The organism is Listeria sp. Marseille-Q6474 (genome assembly GCF_946902005.1).
Taxonomy (GTDB): domain Bacteria; phylum Bacillota; class Bacilli; order Lactobacillales; family Listeriaceae; genus Listeria; species Listeria innocua.
The window spans coordinates 815,805-836,958 of sequence record NZ_CAMPPS010000001.1; the positions used below are offsets into that span (position 1 = coordinate 815,805).

The 21,154-nt window shown below is 36.8% G+C and carries 13 protein-coding genes and 1 riboswitch; of the genes, 6 read left to right on the forward strand and 7 right to left on the reverse strand.

All coding sequences use genetic code 11. The features are described 5' to 3' along the window. Positions 1–103 precede the first annotated feature (103 nt). The 3 genes from uvrC to OC533_RS04165 all read right to left on the reverse strand — a co-directional run bounded on the left by uvrC (position 104) and on the right by OC533_RS04165 (position 3,037). On the reverse strand, positions 104–1,204 hold the full coding sequence (gene uvrC, locus OC533_RS04155; protein ID WP_003771054.1) for an excinuclease ABC subunit UvrC: 1,101 nt from the start codon (positions 1,202–1,204) through the stop codon (positions 104–106). Positions 1,205–1,300: 96 nt separating this feature from the next. Continuing rightward, entirely contained in the window at positions 1,301–2,404 is a 1,104-nt protein-coding gene (locus OC533_RS04160) for a 5-methyltetrahydropteroyltriglutamate--homocysteine S-methyltransferase (RefSeq protein WP_033838225.1), read from the reverse strand. 94 nt (positions 2,405–2,498) lie between these two features. Further along, positions 2,499–2,595, reverse strand: a riboswitch (SAM riboswitch). Between the two features lie 64 nt (positions 2,596–2,659). Further along, entirely contained in the window at positions 2,660–3,037 is a 378-nt protein-coding gene (locus tag OC533_RS04165; RefSeq protein ID WP_194323316.1) for a RidA family protein, read from the reverse strand. Between the two features lie 78 nt (positions 3,038–3,115). Here OC533_RS04165 and OC533_RS04170 point away from each other — a divergent pair, with 78 nt between their 5' ends. Next, the gene (locus OC533_RS04170) at positions 3,116–3,373 is read left to right on the forward strand and encodes a DUF1294 domain-containing protein (RefSeq protein ID WP_003761210.1); all 258 of its coding nucleotides are present in this window, start codon (positions 3,116–3,118) and stop codon (positions 3,371–3,373) included. Between the two features lie 268 nt (positions 3,374–3,641). On the opposite strand, the gene OC533_RS04175 is transcribed toward OC533_RS04170, so the two are convergent. Both OC533_RS04175 and OC533_RS04180 read right to left on the reverse strand, forming a co-directional pair. Next, a complete protein-coding gene (locus tag OC533_RS04175; protein ID WP_194323315.1) occupies positions 3,642–9,719 on the reverse strand; it encodes a bacterial Ig-like domain-containing protein in 6,078 nt (2,025 codons plus the stop codon). 450 nt (positions 9,720–10,169) lie between these two features. Further along, positions 10,170–12,812 (reverse strand): calcium-transporting ATPase, encoded by a 2,643-nt coding sequence (locus OC533_RS04180; protein WP_160464063.1) that lies wholly within the window; start codon positions 12,810–12,812, stop codon positions 10,170–10,172. Positions 12,813–13,017: 205 nt separating this feature from the next. Between OC533_RS04180 and OC533_RS04185 the strand changes: the two genes are divergently transcribed. Continuing rightward, complete coding sequence (locus tag OC533_RS04185; RefSeq protein WP_160464064.1) at positions 13,018–13,488, forward strand: MarR family transcriptional regulator; 471 nt, start codon at positions 13,018–13,020, stop codon at positions 13,486–13,488. 131 nt (positions 13,489–13,619) lie between these two features. Next, positions 13,620–14,831 (forward strand): MFS transporter, encoded by a 1,212-nt coding sequence (locus tag OC533_RS04190; RefSeq protein WP_194323314.1) that lies wholly within the window; start codon positions 13,620–13,622, stop codon positions 14,829–14,831. A gap of 31 nt (positions 14,832–14,862) precedes the next feature. Here the strand turns inward: OC533_RS04190 and OC533_RS04195 are convergent, their stop codons facing one another. Beyond that, positions 14,863–16,584, reverse strand: coding sequence for an ABC transporter ATP-binding protein (locus OC533_RS04195; protein ID WP_052690324.1), 1,722 nt, complete (start codon positions 16,582–16,584; stop codon positions 14,863–14,865). A gap of 90 nt (positions 16,585–16,674) precedes the next feature. Between OC533_RS04195 and psiE the strand changes: the two genes are divergently transcribed. Then, a complete protein-coding gene (gene psiE / locus OC533_RS04200; RefSeq protein ID WP_003729465.1) occupies positions 16,675–17,088 on the forward strand; it encodes a phosphate-starvation-inducible protein PsiE in 414 nt (137 codons plus the stop codon). Positions 17,089–17,127: 39 nt separating this feature from the next. Here the strand turns inward: psiE and OC533_RS04205 are convergent, their stop codons facing one another. After that, positions 17,128–17,406: a transposase gene (locus OC533_RS04205; protein WP_003761194.1), complete on the reverse strand. Its 279-nt coding sequence runs from the start codon at positions 17,404–17,406 to the stop codon at positions 17,128–17,130. Positions 17,407–18,120: 714 nt separating this feature from the next. Here OC533_RS04205 and OC533_RS04210 point away from each other — a divergent pair. Next, a complete protein-coding gene (locus OC533_RS04210; protein ID WP_194323313.1) occupies positions 18,121–19,032 on the forward strand; it encodes an AEC family transporter in 912 nt (303 codons plus the stop codon). Positions 19,033–19,144: 112 nt separating this feature from the next. Then, positions 19,145–21,106: a fructose-1,6-bisphosphatase gene (locus tag OC533_RS04215; RefSeq protein ID WP_185540185.1), complete on the forward strand. Its 1,962-nt coding sequence runs from the start codon at positions 19,145–19,147 to the stop codon at positions 21,104–21,106. The last annotated feature ends 48 nt before the right edge of the window (positions 21,107–21,154 follow it).

The following is a 21,154-nucleotide window of genomic DNA, read 5'->3' on the forward strand; positions in this document are numbered from 1 at the left end:
TACTCGTAAGATTTTACCATAAGGCTAGATTATTGACCATAGTTATTTATGATAAGATTTTCAATACAGCAAAACAAAGAAGCTAATCAGTGAAAGCTAGCTTCTAACTGTTTTTCAATTGGTTTTCAAAATCGTATTCTTTCATCTTAGCATATGCGGCATACGTGCTCTTAGCGTTTTCGATAGCTAAATTAAGCTGTTTCTTCTTTCCACCTTTTTGCGGGAAGGAAGAAGCCTTACGGAGCGGCTCTTTCAAAGTAATTTTATCGATTTTTTCTGCGATTAGCAACTCTTTTGGTTGGATGTTATTTGGGTCTTCGTAAAATTGGTTGATAAAATTGGCTAAGTCTTCTTGAAGCGAATTTTCGATTGGAAATACATGCCATTTACTACCGTTGATTGCACCATTTCGGACGAAGAAAACGAAAACACTTAAATGATTATCTTGTTCATAACAGCCGATAATATCCCGATTTTTTAGTCCGGGGAAAATAATATGTTGTTTTTCGATGGTTTCATTAATAGCATGGATTTTATCGCGTAGTTCAGCAGCTCTTTCGAATTCCAGTTTTTCGGTGGCTGCTTCCATGTCTTTAGTGAGCTTCCCCTTCACGCCTTTAACATCGCCTTCAAGAAAACGACTAATTTTTTGAATTTGTTTTTTATATACAGCCGGTTCAATTTCCGCTTGGCAAGGTCCTAGACAAAGTCCTAAATGATAGTACAAACACGGACGTCCCGGCTTTCCGTCACATCTACAAAGCGGATATAATTTTTCAATAAGTTCTACCGTTTGCCTTGCTGAAAACCGACCAGGATATGGGCCGAAGTAGTGCGCGCCATCTTGTTTCACTTCAAATACAACTTCGATATGCGGATTTTTCTCATTCGTGATTTTAATATAGGGATAACTCGTTCCTTCTTTTAACTGGATATTGAAAGGAGGTTGATATTTTTGAATTAAAATCATCTCGAGAAGTAGTGCCTCTTTTTCGGAAGTAGTGATAATTAGTTCTAAATCACGAATTTGTCTTACAAGTCTTGCTGTTTTACCGATTTGTTTACTATGAAAATAAGACTTTACACGGTTTTTTAAACATTTAGATTTGCCAATATAAAGTATTTCGTTATTTTCATCTCTATAAATATAGCAACCTGGTGATTCAGGTAATAAGGTTAATTTGGTTTGTAATTTGTCATCCAAAGGGCTTCCCCTCCTTCTAGAACATCTATTCTATTCCTACTTGCTGTTTTTGTAAAGACGAAAAAAGAACTAGCCTAGGCCAGTTCTTCTTATTCGTTATTTTCCCCAAACGTCTTCTGCGATTTTGACGACGTAACGTAATTTGTTCCATTGCTCTTCTTCACTTAAAATATTGCCTTCTTCTGTAGAGGCGAATCCGCACTGTGGGCTAAGGCATAATTGGTTTAGCGGCACAATCTCACTCGCTTCTTTAATTCGTGCTTTGATTGCCGTTTCATCTTCTAAATCCCCTGTTTTAGAGGTGATTAAGCCGAGAACGATTTTCAAATCTGGGCGCGCTACATATTTTAGTGGTGAAAAATCTCCAGAACGTTCATTATCATATTCTAAAAAGAAACCATCGATATTTAGTTTGCCAAATAATGTTTCTGCAACTGGTCCATAACCGCCTTCTGCTATCCATGTAGAGCGGAAATTCCCACGACAAATGTGCATCGTAATAACCATATCTGCTGGTTTATACTTGATAGATTCATTGATAAGCGTTTTATATGTTTCTTGCAGTGTATCGGGGTCAAAACCTCGCTCACGCACGACTTCACGCTGTTCATCAGAGCATAAATAGCTCCACGATGTATCATCTAATTGTAAATAACGACAACCGGCATCATAAAAGGCTTGAATCGCTTTTTGATAAGCAGCCGCTAAATCAGCCACAAATTTATCAGCATCGTCTATATATGGCTGATACTCCATGTCACCACGATAATGAAGCATCGCCGGACTTGGAATCGTTTGTTTTGCTACATGATTTTCACCAACGGCTTCTTTTAGGAAAATAAAATCTTCTATAAATGGATGCGTCGTGAAATCAATTGGACCTGTAATTTTCACCGAATGAGATTTTGTTTGGACTTTGCTAAATTGAATGCCTCCCGCCGCATCGTATCCTTCTACCCCATCCAAATTCTCTAAGAAATCAAAATGCCACCAAGCGCGGCGAAATTCGCCATCAGTAATTGCTTTTAAACCCACTTCTTTTTGTTTTTCAACAATGTACTTGATTTCTTCATTTTCAATTTCACGTAATTCTTGAGTTGTAATTTCGCCACTTTGGAATTTCTCGCGTGCCTCTTTAATTGCCTTTGTCCGCAAAATACTTCCAACATGATCTGCATAAAATGGTGCCACTTGATTCATTTTCTTCTCCTCAATTCTAGTTATTTTTATGTACAAAAAAACTTTCCCCCAAAAGACAGCTTTTAAGGGAAAGAGTGATTTACCTGTTTCGCGTGCCTTATCTGTCAGTGATACTGCTGGATTTGGCACCGTGAAAAGTCCGGTTGCCAAGGCTTCACTGGGCCAGAACCCTCCACCTTTCTTGATAAGTTACTATGTAATTGGTTCTTATTATATCGTTTACTTCTTGTAATTGTCAAATTTATTTCTGAATATTTATGCTTCTGCGATAACTTCGATTTCAATGTCAGCATCAAGCGGTAACTTGGCTACTTGGAAAGCACTTCTCGCTGGGAAATCGCTGGAAAAGAAAGTAGCGTATACTTCATTCACAGCTGTAAAATCATTTAAATCTTTGAAGAAAACGGTCGCTTTAATGATTTTGTCTAGTCCAGAACCAGCTTCTTCTAGTACGGCTGCTAAATTTTTAAAAGCTTGCTCAGCTTGTTTTGTTGCGCCTTTTGCTAATTCTCCAGTTGCTGGGTTAATACCAAGTTGACCTGATGTGAAAATAAGTCCATTCACTTTTACAGCTTGTGAATATGGTCCGAGTGCTTTTGGGGCTGACGAGGTTTGAATAATTTCTTTTGCCATTTTATCCCTGCTTTCTTTTGTGGTATGCTTTTATTCTAATCAATAAAGTTAGTTTTAGCAATAAAGGGGGATTTCCAGATGATTTTAACGATATATTTAATCGCGATAACACTTATTTCTTTTCTATTATTCGCTGTTGATAAACGGAAAGCAATTAAACACGCATACCGGATACCTGAGTCGGTACTACTGCTCTCTGCATTTCTTGGTGGTGCCTTTGGTAGTTGGATGTCGATGCAGTTGTTTCACCATAAAACGCAAAAGCCGAAGTTTCGGATTTTAGTTCCGCTTGCGATGGTTTGGACTGTAGGGGTTTTGGTTTGGTGGTTGTACTGAATTAACAAGCTAAATTTGTCGATTTTTTAGCTTTTATAATGTTCAAATTCCCAGCAGAAATAGTTTTGCAGTGCTTGACATGAGTCATTCCAATTGTCTTTTAAACATGATTTCTATCTTTGATAAAAGTAATTCATAGCTATATTTTAACAGTCTTTTTGTACAGTTCTTAAAATTAGTAAAACACTATAACAAATCTATTATGTCTAATAGTAAAAAATACCGACCAGAGAAAACTGGTCGGTATTTTTATTCTTACTATCTTTTATTAGTTTTTCCTTCTTAATTTCTTTCTACCTCTCATTACCAACAAGAGCATGCTTAGAACAAGTAAGCTCATGCCTGTCCAGATTACCCAAGTGTTTGTTTGGTCACCTGTTTTTGGTAATGGTTTTGCTGCTTCATATGTTGTTGTATGTTGCTTGTTATCAACTACTTTTAATGGTGTTTTTTCTACTGATGGTTTTACTGGATTTGTAGGTCCTGTTGGGTCTGATGGGTCAACAGGTTTTACATTTTCTGCTTTTACTTGAATGTTAGCTGTAACAGAAAGTTGTTCCTTCCCTGCATCTGCAGTTCCTTCATTTGGATCATACGTGTAAATCACTTTGTAGATACCAGCTTTATTTACATCTACTTTACCATCTACTTGGATTTTGGAGAAAGGAATTGCTACACCATCTCGGTTTGTCGCACCTATAAAATTAGCTTCTGCTTCCCATTTTTCTCCATGTGGGATAACGCTATCTTTTACAGTGATTTGAGCTTGGTTTTGGATCACAGTAATATGGGCTACTTTTTTCACTCCATCATAGATATAGCTTACTTCATATGCGCCTGCTGTTTTAGAATCAACTTGACCGGTTACAGTTACATCTTCAAAAGAAATTTGGTCGCCTTTTTTATTTGTAGCGTTATCGAAGTTGTCTTCTGCTTTCCATTTATCTCCTGTATAAATTGTGGAGTCATGCACTTCTAAACTTGTTTTCCTTGGACTTACAGTGAGATTAATTGTTTTCGAAACACCACCATAACTATAAGTCACTTGGTAAACACCAACTGTTTCTAAATCAACAGTCGGATTTTCTGAAACGTTGATATTTTGCCAATCTACTGTATTTCCATCTTTATCTTGTGCACTGTCAAAATTATCTTTGGCATCCCAGCTATCTCCCACATAGATTTCAGAATCATGCGCGTTCACTGCTGTTAAGATGTCTTTTACTTGGATATTAATTGTTTTTGAGACACCGTCATATGTGTACGTTACTGGATATGTTCCAGCTTTGTCTGTATCAACAGTTCCTTTAACTTCGATATCAGCAAAAGCGACGGAATTGCCATTTTTATCAAGCGCACTGTCAAAGTTATCTTCTGCATTCCACGCATCTCCTACATAAATCGCGGAATCATGCGCGTTCACTGCTGTTAATTTAGCTTTCACAGTTAAAGTGATTTTTTTCGATACTTTGCCATACTTGTAAGTGACTTCGTAAGCACCTGCTTTAGCTGTATCAACGGTTGGTTTTTCTGTGACTGTAACATCTTCTAGGTCAACCGCGTTACCATCTTTGTCAAAAGCACTATCGAAGTTATCTTTAGCATCCCATGCATCTCCTACATAAATAGTAGAGTCATGAGCACTGATACCTTCTTTATTTTCTAAAACAGTAACTGTAATAGTTTTCGAAACGCCATCGTAGCTATAAGTGATGGTATTAGTACCAGCTTCATTTGTATTAACATTTCCTGCCACTGTTATATCAGCAAAAGCGACGGAATTACCATCTTTATTAAGCGCACTATCAAAGTTGTCTCCCGCATTCCATGTGTCACCTGTATAAATCGTGGAATCATGCGCGTTCACTGCGGTTAATTTAGCTTTGACAGTAACATTAATTTTTTTAGAGACACCATTATATGTGTAAGTTACTGGATACGAACCAGCTACTGCAGTGTTTACAGTTCCTGTAACTGTCACATCGCTAAACGCTACATTAGTTTCGCCTTCTTTATTTGCTGCACTATCAAAGTTGTCTTTCGCTTCCCATGTGTCTCCTACATAAATAGTAGAATCATGTGCGTTCACTGCTGTTAAATCTTCCGCTACAGTTACTTGAATAGTGACTGAGACTGTTTTGCTATCTTTAGTTATCGTGTAAGTTAATGGATACACGCCACCTTGATTAGAGCCATTTTTTATTGCATTAAGTTGTGTTTGGTTCACTTGTACTAAGTCTAAACGATCTTCGGCACTTGAATTAACACCGTCTTTTACCTCTTCAAAGGCTGCTGTTTTTGCGAGAGTTAGTGCCTGTGCTTTCGTTAAATCAGTGGCTTCTTTGTACTCCATCGAAAAGTCAGTCGCACCCATGGTATAACCGTCTTGTTGCGCAACTGTTCCCTCAGTTCCAGTAACATATAGTGGAGCTTTGGAGCTTTGTTCTGTTCCAAAAATATCTTGAATTGTAATCGTTAAATCCGTTACATCAATCGTTTTATCATTTGTGGAAACGCCAACTACAGCTGCTGAACCATCTGCTAATGTTTGTACTGTTGCCACTTTTGTATCTGCAACAGTCCATTTGTAACCATTTGTTGTTGCTTTAATATTTTTAAAGAAGCTTGGTTCAATAGTATCTTCGGCAGCTTGTCCAGTTGTTGAAGCTACTTTTGGTAATGTGATTTCTAAATTGCGACCCATTTGCACTCGTTTTTCATTTAGGTTAACTTTTAAATCTTGTGTAGGATTATAAGCGTAATAACCTGCATTTGCGTATTGTGAGCTTGGTTGCGTTGGATCGATTTGTTTCACCCAACCTTTGTCTGCTCCGCTGTATGGAACATCACTATCTAGTGAAATATCTTTACCAATATTTTTCAACGTATATTGATAGCCAGCTTTGTCTGGGAATTTCACTGCATAATTACCATAACCAACGCCATCATTGTAATCAAAACTGTATTTACCGTTGCTATCTGTTGTGGCAGTTACATTTTTGTCTCCTACTTTGGCAGGTTGATAAACAGATGTGGATTCATTCCATTTGTACAACTCAACTGTTTCATTCGCTAAAGGTTCATCGCCTTTATCTTTTTCATACAAACCATTAACATCTTTATCATTAAATAACATACCGGCTACTTCGCCAATTACTAATTCAGCACCTACTTTTGTTCCAGATAATGAACCAGCGAACGTATTAGTAATTACACGGTAATACGGGTTGTAGATATCACGTTCACCAATTTTGTTGCCTTCTGTTGCTGAATCAAATGTTTCATCTACTTTAAGTGGTACTTTGAAGGTTTGTGTTTCACCTGCATTAATTTTCGTTTTAACTTTGATTCGGACCATATTTACTTTTTCATAGTCAGAAACTGTATTTGAGTATATGCTGGTAGAATCGTAATTGTTTTCTGTTGCATTTGTTGCATAACTAATGTCGAATTGGTCTTGTTGATCTGAACTAACAGGTAGTGCTCCACTTAGTTTCATATCCCACTTGAAAGGTTCACTTTGGAATTTAGATCCGAAGTCTTGACCAGTTTTTGGAATTGGGATATAAAGCTCAAATTCACTTGCTTCTCCGTTAGAAGCATTCGTAATTTTAACTGTGTAGTCCGCATCCGTTCCTGGTGTGAAGTAGGAAACCGTACTGTCTTCTCCTTCTACATAGGCAGCTTTAGCTCCTTCTCCAGCCACGCTTAAGAAGGTTTCTACAGCAACTGTATCTTGTTTTGGAATACTTAAAGTACTACTATTGACAGAAAGTAATCTTTCATTGTCCCTGCCATTTTTATTTACATCTAGCCCTACATCTGAAAAAGAATTAGTAGAAATTGCCGGAGTAACATTTGGGCCACCCCATGCAATGACCTCCTGTGCATCCATATTAATGCTTTTATCTAAAGTTACATCAAACGTTGTATCGTAACTGACATTTAGAAATTTATGTTTAGTAGGATAGCCGACATATACTCCCACTGATACATCCGTTGTTTTTAAGAGGTATACTTTGTCTCCATTATTTGCCGTTTCTTGTTCAACTGTGAAATTAACATCTTTCCCATCCTGATCAGTCAGTTTAATAGAAGAAGGTTGAATTGTTGTACCTTCTATAGCACGTAAATAAACTTCCGGATCATTGAGGACCGTTCTTGTTCCATAAGGATAATCAAATAACGCTAATATAGCTTTTGTGTTGATAGTTTCTCCTGCACTTGCTGTTTTCACCTTTGTACCAGCTTTATTATAGAAAGCTGCAGTACCATTTGCTGCTGTACTTTCTGCACTTGAAACTTTATAAGTTGATATGCCAGATGTTTTCGTGTTAGCTTCATCATCTGCGTCCCAAATTGCGCCTTCAAATTGGACAGATGTAATGCCCGGCTTGAGTTTACCGTAAGAAGTAGTGGAGTCCCAACGATAAGTGGCCGAAGCTGCTGTATTCTGATATCCAGGCGCAAAATCTCCCACATTTGCTTTTACTTCTGTGAAATATTCCCCATCTTCAAGTCCAACTGCTTTTGCATCTAGTCGATACATTTGGTTATTAGTTTTAGTAAGCGCCCCTTCAAATGTTCGAAAAGCGTCGTTTAAATTTGTTTTATACTGTACTTCACTGATTTTGTTTCCTGAAATGGTGCTATCAAAAGGAATATTAACCATATAAGCTTCCCAGTTAGGATCAAATTTAATTTGATACATTTGATTTTTTTTCACACCAGCACTATCTTTATTATTGATTTGGATGCTACCAGCCCAAGTTTCGTTATCTGGATTGAGTTGACCATTTCCTGTCTTTAAACTCAATTTATTTTCGGTAGTATCAACAACTGTACAAGTATCTAGAGGAGCTAAAGTTGTTAAATCGTTAGGATCAGTTGTCAGTGCATCTGATTCAAATACTTCTCCATCATATGTTGTGATAACTGCATGTGGTACTTTTGCTGTGCTATATGTTCCTGCAGGCGTTCCTTTAGGTACTTTATATTTGACTCCATAAACAGAATTACTTACGGGATTATGGTTTAATTGCTTACGATTAACTACTACCTTATTTTCACTTGGGTAATTAGTAATAGTTAAGTTAGAATCTTCCTTTTGAACTGTTCCATCATTATTTACAATATCTACAAACTCCATACCTTCTGGGTAATAAAGCGTTACCTCGATATTTTTAGCATTGTAAGTTGCTGCTCCACGGCTGTCTATACTATTCAATCCATTCACGACAGAGTAAGATTTTGTATAGTTATAAGAGTCCGTTGTATCTGTACTTGCAAGGACTTCTGATAGTCTTTTATTATTATACCAAGTTCGAAACATTGTTTTTACATGATCTTGGTTAGCATATCCTACAACTTTGTTTCCTTCCGCACGAATTGCTTGTTCTGCAGAAGCAACAGGTGTACTTGCCTCTCCTTTGTATACTTCTGTTTTTACTTGATCTGCTAAGTCAACTGGTCCGTAATATTTAGCTGCATCTACCCGTACAGAAAAAGTAAAGCTCGCTTTTTCAGTTCCTGGACTTAGCTCATAACTTACTGTTCCATACGTAGCTTTATTATATGTTGTTTCTTTATCAGGTACTTTCACCGAAGTAATGGCTATTCCTAGTGGATCACTTGCTCCTAAATGACTCAAAATATCTTTATCCACATTCGTACCAGCCTGATAGTTACTCGGCACTGGCAAAGAAACAAAACGCATTCCATCTGGTAAAGTGAAATTTACTTTTTTGCCAGTAGAAGTATTGTCGCCAAAGTTAACTGTCGCAGTTACTTCTTTAATATCACCGTTCGCCCATGCTGTTTTGTTATAATCTGGTATGTTTAGTTCCACTGTTGTTTGTCCAGATTTAAGTGATTTTATATTTTTATTATTAGAAGGAGATTGAATGTTAGCATCTTCTTTTTCAGTTACCTTCTCTGTTTTAGAATCTTTATTTGCTTCATCGTCAGAAACAATGTCAGATACTTCATAAGAAGCAGTATATGTTTTAGTTTCTGCTTTTTCTTCGCTTGTATTTTGATAGTTAATTAAGAAATTAGTTGTACCATTTTTTTCGGCTTTATAGCTTACTTCTTGGCCTTCTTTCTTCTCTCCATCAGGTGTTTCAATAGTTAAGATTTTTACCTGATCGCTTTTTGGTGTTACTTTAATGGTTAAATCAGCTGATTTTTTGTCTTCTGCCAATTTAGACTGAACTTCATAAGTTAGCTCGTCATTTCCATTTTCTTTTGCAAACACATTAAGGGCTGTTAAATTTAATTGTCCTAATACTAGGAAAAATGCCATTAACAGCACTAAATAATGTCTTGCTTTAGTTACTTTCATCATATAAGAGTTCGCTCCTCCAAGTATATTTTATAGCTGTGAAATAGTGTGTCCTCGCATTTCATTTAATATAATACATACAAGGAACGCCATATGTACACATGACTAGGATGAGTTTTTAAAATAAATAGTAAATATTGCCATTTCATACAAAAGTTCGTCATATAAAAACACGATTTCAGACATATTTTAGACATATTTAGCAAATGAGACACTCTTATAGAAGTAAAAAAACCATTAAAACCCCATGATAGAGCCATCTTTTAAAGTTTTTAATATAATCCTAAAACAGGCATATTAGTGTTATATTGATCGTTTAGTACTTCTATTAGATGGATTTCTATAAGAAATTTATCTATTTTATATACTTGTTATTCACCGATTTCTTTCCAAATATGAAGAAAAAAACACAGAAACCCTTAGTTATTCAAGGAATTTCTGTGTTTATATGAATTATTTAAAAAACTTATTCTGAACTACTTTTATAATCTCCATCATCACAACTGCCGCAAGTGCCAATCCTGCTGCAATCGACCATTCGTGTAAACCAAATGTTGCTGGGATAGAGAAGATTTCGCGAGCTCCTGGTAATACTGTAATTCCGTATAGGACGAAACAAAGTAATACTGCGCCGATGACGTATTTGTTGCTGAAAAATCCTGCGCCAAATGCGGTTTGAACGTTTGAGCGAGCTGCGAATGTTTGTAGTGTACGCGCTAAGATAAGGGTAGTAAATGCCATCGCGACACTCATCTCTGGTGAAATTTGCATACCGATATATTGTGAGATGATAACAGCGATACCGATTAATACACCGCGGCTAATAACGGCACGCATCGTTCCGCCGGCAAAAATACCTTCATTAATATCTCTCGGTTTGCGTTTCATCACGTCAGGTTCTGCTTTTTCCATACCTAATGCGATTGCTGGTAAGGAGTCATTGACTAAGTTAATAAATAGTAATTGTAGTGCTGTGAACGGGTTAATCCAGTCAAGCACTAGTGCAAATAAAATCGCAATAATTGCGCCTAAATTTCCTGCAAATAAGTAGGAGATGGATTTCTTAATATTATCAAAAACCGTTCTACCTACACCGACTGCATCCACAATTGAAACGAAATTATCATCGGTTAAAATCATCGCGGCAGAGTCTTTGGCAACGTCAGTTCCGCTACCCATTGCGACACCAATATCGGCTTGTTTTAAAGCGGGCGCATCATTGACACCGTCTCCGGTCATTGCCGTTATTTTACCTTTTTTCTGCCAAGCTTTGACGATACGGATTTTGTTTTCTGGAGAAACACGGGCGTAAACAGCGATATGTTCTAGTTTTTTATCAAGTTCTTCTTCTGGCATAGCGTCGAGTTCTTGACCAGTTAAAGCGATGTCATCTGCATCCATTAAACCAATATCACGTCCGATTGCTTGTGCGGTTGTTTTATGGTCACCAGTAATCATTACGGTGCGGATACCTGCTTTTTTCGACTCTTCAATCGATGCATAAACAGCTTCACGAGGCGGATCAATCATTGCGGTTAAGCCAACTAGTACGATGTCTTGTTCGTCTTCTAATTTTAATTCAGTTGTATCAGCAGGCATCCGTTTGTAGCCGTAAGCAAGGACCCGGAGCGCCTGATTTGAAAATTCTTCATTTGTTTCTTTTAGTTTCGTTAAAATTTCTTCTGTCATCGGCTTTTCTTCACCGTCAAGGAAAACGTAACTACAGCGCGCGAACATCACATCTGGTCCGCCTTTTGTTAGCATTGCTTTGTTTTCATTAAAGGTGTGAAGCGTAGACATTAACTTACGATCTGAATCAAATGGAATTTCGCCTTCACGGATGAATTTTTCGCGAATTTCATTGTAGTCTTGATTATTTTTATTACTAAAGGCAATTAGCGCTACTTCGGTAGGGTCGCCTAGTTCTTTACCTTCACTGTTAATATTTGAGTCATTACAAAGTACCGCAATATGAATTAAACGACGCTCCCCTTCTGACCAGTTTTCTGGACTATCCGGGAAATTTTCCTTTGTTCCATCTGGTAAAAAGTAATCGACAACAGTCATTTTATTTTGGGTTAATGTACCTGTTTTATCGGTACAAATAACACTTGTGGAGCCTAGTGTTTCAACAGCTGGGAGCTTTCTAATAATCGCATGTTGTTTCGCCATTTTGTTTGTTCCGACGGCAAGTACAATCGTTACAATAGAAGAAAGTGCTTCTGGAATCGCTGCTACAGCTACGGCCACGGCAAACATAAAGGCATTTAAAATCGCTGTTGCCATATCCGCTGAATTGTCGCCGAGTAATACGCGACCAGCCTCAACTGCAAAAATAAGTACACAGAGTGCTAAAATACCAATTCCTAATTTTTTACTAAATGATTCAAGTTTTCGTTGTAGTGGTGTTTGTTTTGCTTCTGCTGTTTCAAGTAGTCCTGCGATTTTGCCGATTTCCGTTTCGCTAGCAGTGCCTGTTACAACAAACATCCCGCGACCATAAACAACGAGGGAGCCACTGAACACCATATTCACACGGTCTCCAAGGCCTACTTCATCAGAAATAGTATCAATATATTTTTCTACTGCTTCGGATTCCCCAGTGAGCATGCCTTCATCGATTTTTAAAGAACCACTTTCGAATAAGCGGCCGTCTGCTGGGACAAAATCGCCTGCATCTAAAATAACTACATCGCCTGGGACGAGTTCGCGCGCATGAATGCTTTGTTTAGAGCCATCGCGAATAACTTTGGCGACTGGCGCAGACATTTCCCGTAAAGCATCGAGTGAACTTTCTGCTTTCCTCGTCTGAACTACGCTAATAATTGAGTTGACAATAAGTACTAAAAAGATAATAAGTGATTCAACTACTTCACCTAAAACCAACTGCACCAAGGCAGCTATGACTAAAACGATAACCATTGGATCTTTAAACGTTTCGAGAAAAAGCTTCCAAAGTGGATCTTTCTTTTTATTCTTCAGTTCGTTAAAACCGTATTTTTCTTGTCGTTTTGTAACCTCACTAGTTGTTAAGCCTTGTTCTGTTGCTTCTAGTTGTTTAAATGTATCTGCCGCGCTTTTGCGGTAAATCTCCAATCATTTCAGCCCCTTCCAATCAATCTATGTGTTAAGTATAACAAATCTTAACAGTGAAATAATATTGATAACATGGAGAATTTACACACTCTTAACAAATAGCGCTTCCAACTTCCTATTTTAGCGAATAAAGGCAAAAAATAGTTGAAACGGACACAAAAAACAACTATACTACAACCAGAGAGATAACTTAGGAGGGCATGGCATGGATAAAAACGAACAAGTCATGGCAAACGTTAGAGATTTATTTAACAAACTCGCATGGATTAACAAAGTGAAAATGGAAAAAGCGCTTGAGGGATACAAACCTTCCGAAGTTCACTGCATTGAATTTATTGCTAAAAACGAGGATCCAAACGTAACTAAACTCGCGGAAGCTTTCTATATGACAAAAAGCGCGATTAGTAAAATCACTAAAAAGTTAATGGATAAAGGATATATTGAAAGTTATCAAAAACCTGAAAATAAGAAAGAAATCTATTTTCGATTAACAACCAAAGGAGCAGAAATCAACCAAGTGCATGATAATTTACATCAAGAGTTTCTGGACCGGGATAAAGTTGTTTTTGAAGATGTTTCTGATAAACAATATGAGGAAGTTTTACAATTTGTGGATAAATATAGCCGTCATTTAGATGTTGAAATGAAGAAAATTTTAGATAGGAAATCAGAATAAACTTAGTAACAGTCTCGCTTTTATTAGTTAGGCTGTTTTTTATCGTTTTATTTTTGTTGACAAGGAAACAAAAAGGAGTTAAGCTATTTATGTTTCCTAGGACACTAATTATATTTCGATAGGAGAATCACATGTCTTCAACTAAATCTTTCATTAATACAAAAACCTTACTTTTTGGTCTTATATCTGTTTTTCTTTGTGGAATGGGCTTCAGTATCATTATGCCTGTAGTTCCTTTTCTAGTTGCACCATATGTAAGTAATTCTAGTGAACAAGCGCTTATGGTGACGCTATTAACATCTGTTTATGCCCTTTGCGTGTTCTTCGCTGCACCTGGACTTGGAGCTTTAAGTGATCGGTTCGGCAGACGTCCGGTGTTACTAATCTGTTTTATCGGTTCGGTAATTGGCTACTTTGTTTTCGGGCTTGGCGGGGCGCTTTGGGTGCTCTTTCTTGGGCGGATTATTGAAGGAATCACTGGCGGTAGTATTAGCACGCTATTCGCTTTCTTTGCTGACATCACGCCCGAAGAACAGCGTACGAAATACTTTGGCTGGGTCAGTGCCGCGGCGGGTGCGGGTGCGGCGCTTGGTCCTGCTTTTGGCGGCGTAATAGCTCATTTTGGATATGCGATGCCGTTTTTCTTTGGGGCGGCTATTACTTTTATTAACTTGGTGTTTGGCTATTTTTACATGCCTGAAACTTTAAAAGAGGAAAATCGCTTAAAACGGATTCCGCTTATACGACTTAATCCTTTCTCGCAACTCCTTAATATCTTGACAATTAAACATTTAGGTCGCTTACTTATTGCGGCATTCTTGATTTGGATTCCAAATGGCTCACTTCAAGCAGTTATGTCTCAATTTGCCATTGATAATTTTAGTTGGAAACCAGCTTTAATTGGTTTAATGTTTTCAATTATGGGGGTTCAAGATATTCTTTCACAAGCCTTTGTTATGCCTAAACTGCTACTTAGGCTTAGTGATAAACAAATTGCTATTCTCGGGATGATTGCTGAAATTGTTGGATATGCGCTTATTGCGGCCTCCTCGATTTTTATCCTTCCTCAGCTGCTAGTCATTGGAATGTTTGTTTTTGGGTTTGGTGATTCGATTTTCGGCCCCGCTTTCAATGGCATGGTTTCGAAATCGGCAAGCGCCAGTGAACAAGGGCGAATTCAAGGTGGCAGCCAAGCGATTCAATCTCTCGCGCGTATCATTGGACCTATTATCGGTGGTCAAATTTATATCACTCTTGGTCACGCTGCTCCCGCCGTTATGGGCGTCATTTTGATAACTGTTGCCATTTTTATTCTCTATAAAAGGACTCGTCCGCAATTATAAAAAAAGGATTCCAAGTTGGAATCCCTTTTTCTTAAATCGTATTAAATTGTGCATCATATAATCGTTTATATGCGCCGTTTTCTTTCGCTAACAGTTCATCATGTGTTCCAGTTTCTGCAATGCCGGTTTCATTTACAACGATAATTCGGTCAGCATGCTTAATCGTTGCAAGCCTATGTGCGATTATTAAAGTAGTCCGACCTTCTGCTAATTCTTCTAATGAAGCTTGAATTACTTGTTCTGTTTCAGTATCCAGTGCGGAAGTTGCCTCATCCAAAATTAAAATTGGTGGGTTTTTTAGAAACATTCGCGCGATTGCTAACCGTTGTTTTTGTCCGCCAGAAAGTTTTACCCCGCGTTCACCAATAATAGTATCTAGACCGTCTGGCATCTCTTCCACCACTTTAGAAAGATGCGCTAGTTTTACGACATGCTCAATTTCTTCATTACTAGCATCTAATTTTCCGTAAGCGATATTTTCACGAACAGTACCGGAAAATAAAAAGACATCTTGTTGCACTACGCCGATTTGCGCTCGTAAGGATGGCAAAGTGAAATGTTTAATATTTTCGGTATCAATAGTAATTTCACCATCTGAGACATCATAAAAACGTGGCAGTAAATTACAAATCGTCGTTTTCCCAGCACCACTTGGTCCAACAAATGCGACTGTTTCGCCAGCTTTAATCGAAAGGTTAATATGACTTAAGACATTTTTTCCGTCGCTGTATTCAAAAGAAACATCTTTATATTCAATGTCACCGCGGAAAGCTGAAGCCGGTTTAGCATCTTTTTCATCTTGAATTGCGGGCTCCGTATCCATCACTTCAAGGAAACGTTTAAAGCCCGCGAACCCTTTCGGATAACTTTCGATAACATTATTGATTTTCTCAATTGGTCGGATGAAAACGTTCGTTAGTAAAATAAAGCCAACAAATTCACCGTATGAAATCTCGCCATTAATCGTAAAGTATGCCCCAAATAACAAAGCAAATAAACTAATTAATCGCATAAGAAAATAGTTAAATGAAAAACTAAGCCCCATCACTTTATAAAACATGAGTTTAGATTTGCGGTACGCTTGATTTAAAACTGCAAAACGACCTTTTTCATGCGGTTCATTGGCAAATGCCTGAACAACCCGAACGCCACTGATTGCATTTTCCACTCCAGCGTTAAAATTCCCTAAATCTTTAAAAATCCCGGTCGTTACTTTGGTCATTCGTTTGTTGAAATAAACAATTAACACTGTCAAAATTGGGACTAAAATAAATGTAGAAATCGCCAGCTTGACGTTAATGTTTAGCATTAGGAAAAATGCGCCAAATAGCGACATAATTGAAATGAAAATATCTTCCGGACCATGATGCGCCACTTCGCCAATTTCAAATAAATCGGTCGTCATTCGCGACATCAATTTCCCTGTCTTTTGATTATCATAAAAGCCAAATGGTTGCTTTTGCAAATGACTGAATAAATCTCTGCGCATATCTGTTTCTATGTTAAGACCTAGCATATGGCCAAAATAAGTGACAATGTACTGCATAAAAGTATTGAGTATGTAAAAGAATAACAAGGCTAGTGCTGCAGTAATAATTAGCCCAAAATCTTTTCCTGGAAGTAATGTATCAATCACGTGATTTACAGCGACCGGAAATGCAAGCTCTAAAATCGCAGCTAAAACAGCACAACCAAAATCAATGATAAAAAGTGTCCGATACGGTTTATAATAACTAAAAAACCTTTTTAGAATGACAAACTCCCCCCTTAAAAATAGTCATGGTTCCCATTATAGTGTAAAATGACTAAAAAAGCGATATTGTTTTTGGAAAGGAGGCAACTGATGAAACGATTAGAAAAGATTTCTTCTATTGTTCCCATCCTGCTACGGATTACTCTAAATTTGGCGCTCATTATGGTCGGATTTACTCTTGTTGCTTTTTTAATTAGAGAGGCATTTACGATTTTCAATAATATTTTCTTTTTAGATACGGACGTTTCTTACTACTATATGACACAGGATATTTTGACGTTTTTCCTTTATTTTGAATTTATTGCGCTCATTGTAAAATATTTCGAATCCCATTTTCATTTCCCGCTGCGCTACTTTATTTATATCGGTATCACAGCGATTATTCGATTTATTATTGTCGATCATTCTAGTGCAACATCTACGCTAATACTTTCAGGCGCGATTTTACTTCTTGTCGCTGCACTGTTTTTAGCTAATACTAAGCTCCTTAAAAGAGAGGGCTAAAAAAGCAAGCAACCCCACTTTCGGGATTGCTTGCTTTTTTTATACTGTATTTAAATCTGAATTGAAAAGTTGAATCGCTTTAGTAAGTTCTAAAACTTCGGCTTCTAATTTATCTTTTTGTTTTTTTAGTTCGTACATTTGTAAGATGTTTGCAGCTTCATTCAAATCAACGTCTGTCACATCGTACCATTTAATCCATCTAGAAAGTGAAGCGCTTGAAACTCCAAAATCCTCGCATAGAGTTTGTTTAGAAGTTCCTTTGCGATATAAATAAACAAGGCTTATTTTGAATTTTTCGGTATATTTTTTAGTAGGCATAAACAGTTCCTTTCTTGTGCGTTTTTCTCATAAAGTAGTTTCCCAGTCAACTGTTGTGTTGTTTTAATACCCCATTGTACGTCTCTTTTAATACTCATTTCTAGTAATAACAAATTAGCAATATTTCCTTGTTCAAACTATTTTGAATGAGCAATTTTGCCGATTGTTTTTTTTTAGTATTTAAAAGAACTATTTTTCTTGTTTCCCTTATTTTGAAAATTAATAGATAAAATCAATTTTTCGTTAATTAATGCAGTCTAGCCTCGTTTCATTCCTATTATCTCCTTTTATTTTTCAGTAAAAACTTTCTTATCAACAATGAAACTTTTCGGAATTTGCAAAATTTCTTAATCAACACATTTATTATAGATTATACGATGAAAATTTTTATACTAAAAAAAGACCAATTTAGTTGTTTTTGTGGCTAAAAAGTGTCTTTTTAGTGTCTATTTAATGACATAGGTCAAACTCCCTCTATTTTTCAGTACTTTTTTAGGACTTTTATGATGAAAAAGAGCTTTTTTATTCCTAAAACAGTACATTTAGCTGCTTTCGATTGTTTTTAAGAATAAATGTCAGAGAGGAGTTCTAGCATAATTCAGCAAAAATAATCGTTTAAAGATAACTTATAAGGGCCACTATTGGTCTATTTTAAATATAAAACGTCTTTTTGTGGTACAATAATTTACAATCTATATAGAAAAGGGTGTTGCTATGGAGTTTCTATTCATTTTACTTCCAGTTTTCGGAATTTTTGCAATTGGTTTTATTGGGCAGAAAACATTAAAATTCGATATTCCTAATTTATCGAAACTGACGCTTTATCTTATGTCGCCGTTTCTTGCATTTAATACTTTTTATACTAATCCGCTAACGATGGATTATTTTTATTTGGCGATTTATATTTTTGTTTTATGCTTAAGCTTAATTTTACTTGTTAGTATTATTAGTTTTCTGCTTGGTTACAATGTGCAAGATCGTTGTGCGCTTATTTTAGCTAGTGCTTTTATGAATAATGGGAATTACGGCACTCCTGTTGTTTTGCTTGTTTTTGGGGCGGCTGGACTCGATATTGCGGTTGTTTTAATGGTGTTACAACAACTTGCAATGAGTACGATTGGTATCTATTTTGCTGCAAAAGGGAGCAAGGATGCGAATGGTATGAAAACTGTCATGACACGTGTGGTACGAATGCCGATTGCTTACGGGGCGCTACTTGGGCTTATTCTTCAGCTACTACATATTCCGCTTCCCTCTGCATTAATGACTTGTGTGAAACTTGTTGGTGATGCTGCGATTCCAACAATTATGATTGTTCTTGGAATGCAGTTAGCGGTTATTTCTTTTCGGCGGATTGAACTGGATAAAGTTGGCATCGCGCTAGTTTTGAAATTACTCATAGCACCGTTTATCGCATTTGGTTTGACTCTTATTCTTCCTGTCGATGAAATGACAAAGCAAATCATGATTTTGTTAGCAGCAATGCCTACAGCAGCAAATACAACTCTTATGGCTGTTCAATTTGATACTAAGCCAGATTTGGTTTCCAGTACGACGTTTATTAGTACTGTTTTAAGTATAATTACGCTACCTATCGTACTTTATTTTCTTCATCCAGTTTTCTAAGGCGGGCTCCGGCTCGTCTTTTTGTATAGACCAATAATAAAACAAAACGTTTGATTTACTTATATTTTATAAATATAATAGCTGTACCAATTAAAAAAGGAGACGGTTATCAGTGGAAAATATCGATATGAAATATTTACATTTATTAGCCAAACAATATCCTACTATAGCTAAAACGGCCACAGAAATTATTAACCTTGAAGCCATTATGAATCTACCAAAAGGAACGGAACATTTTTTGAGTGATGTGCACGGAGAATATAGCGCATTTGAACAAGTTTTACGGAATGGATCTGGAGTTGTAAAACGTAAAATTCGCGATATTTTTGGGGATGAGTTAGATGATGCTGAAATTAATTCTCTTAGTACTTTGATTTATTATCCAGAAGAGAAAATGGATCTAATCGCTGAAGAAATGGACGATATGCATGATTGGTATCGCACTACCCTTTTCCGTTTAATCGAACTGTGCCAGTATGTTGCTTCAAAATATACTAGATCGAAAGTAAGAAAAGCCATGCCGGAAGATTTTGCTTACATATTAGAAGAATTGTTACACGAAAACTATAACGAAGAAGATAAAAAAATGTACTATGAAGAAATTTTGCAACATATCATTTCGCTGGATCGTGCAGCTGAATTTATCAGTGCATTATCACGTTTAATTCAACAACTCGTGGTCGATCATTTACACATCGTTGGCGACGTTTATGACAGAGGCCCTTATCCAGATAAAATTATGGATACACTGATGAATTATCACTCACTTGATTTCCAGTGGGGTAATCATGATATTTTATGGATGGGAGCGGCTAGTGGCTCAAGAGTTTGTGCTGCTAACGTCATTCGAATTTCTGCGCGTTACTTAAACTTAGATATTTTAGAAGATAGTTATGGTATTTCTCTTCGCCCACTTGCACTTTTTGCTGATGAAATTTATAAAAATGATCCTTGCACCTATTTCCAACCTAAAAATGAAGATAATTTAAACTATAGTAAAGCTGAAATTACCCAAATTGCGCGGATGCATAAAGCGATTTCGATCATTCAATTTAAACTAGAGGGTGAGATAATCCATCGACGTAAAGAATTTGATATGAATCATCGTCTGTTACTGCAAATGATTGATTATAAAAAAGGAACCATCCATTTAAAAGGGAAAGATTACCAGTTACTTGATACTCATTTTCCAACGATAGATCCTAATGACCCTTATAAGCTAACAAAAGAAGAAAAAGAGCTTATTGAAAAAATTACGGCATCGTTTAAAAATTGTCGGCGATTACAAAAACATGTTCAATTTCTTTATTCAAAAGGTAGTATGTTTTTAACGTATAATGGTAATTTACTTTATCATGGTTGTATTCCTCTATATGAAGATGGAACTTTTATGGAAATGAAGCTACGCGGAGAAAACTTTTCTGGACGAGAGCTTTTAGAACAGTTTGAAATTCTTACTCGTGAAGCCTACGTGCGTAAACCTGGAACAAAAGAGAAGAAATATGCTTGTGATATTGTTTGGTATTTATGGACGGGAGCGGTATCTTCATTATTTGGAAAAAGTGAGATGACTACGTTTGAGCGCTACTTCATTGCGGAAAAAGAAACACACAAAGAAGAAAAAAATCCTTATTATAAACTCCGCAACGAAGAAACAATTTGCAAACAAATCTTGGAAGAATTTGGTCTCGACGGTGAATGTGGGCATATTATAAACGGCCATACACCCGTTAAAGAAGGTAAAGGAGAAAGTCCAATTAAAGCAAACACCAAAATGCTTGTGATTGATGGCGGTTTTGCTAAGGCTTATCATAAAGAAACGACGCTTGCTGGTTACACATTACTCTATAATAGTTACGGTTTGCAGTTAGTCAGTCATCAACCGTTTACGACGAAAGAAGATGCAATAAAAAATGAGACCGATATTCTTTCAACACGACAAGTTATTGAGATGGAAATTAATCGAAAACGTGTACGAGACACTGATATTGGTAAAAAACTTAATGAACAAGCCACCGATTTAAAAATGCTTCTTGAGGCTTACCGCAATGGTTCGCTTCACGAAAACAGTTGAACGATGGATTTAGAATTGTCATAAAACTTTCACAAGTGCCAGACTGAC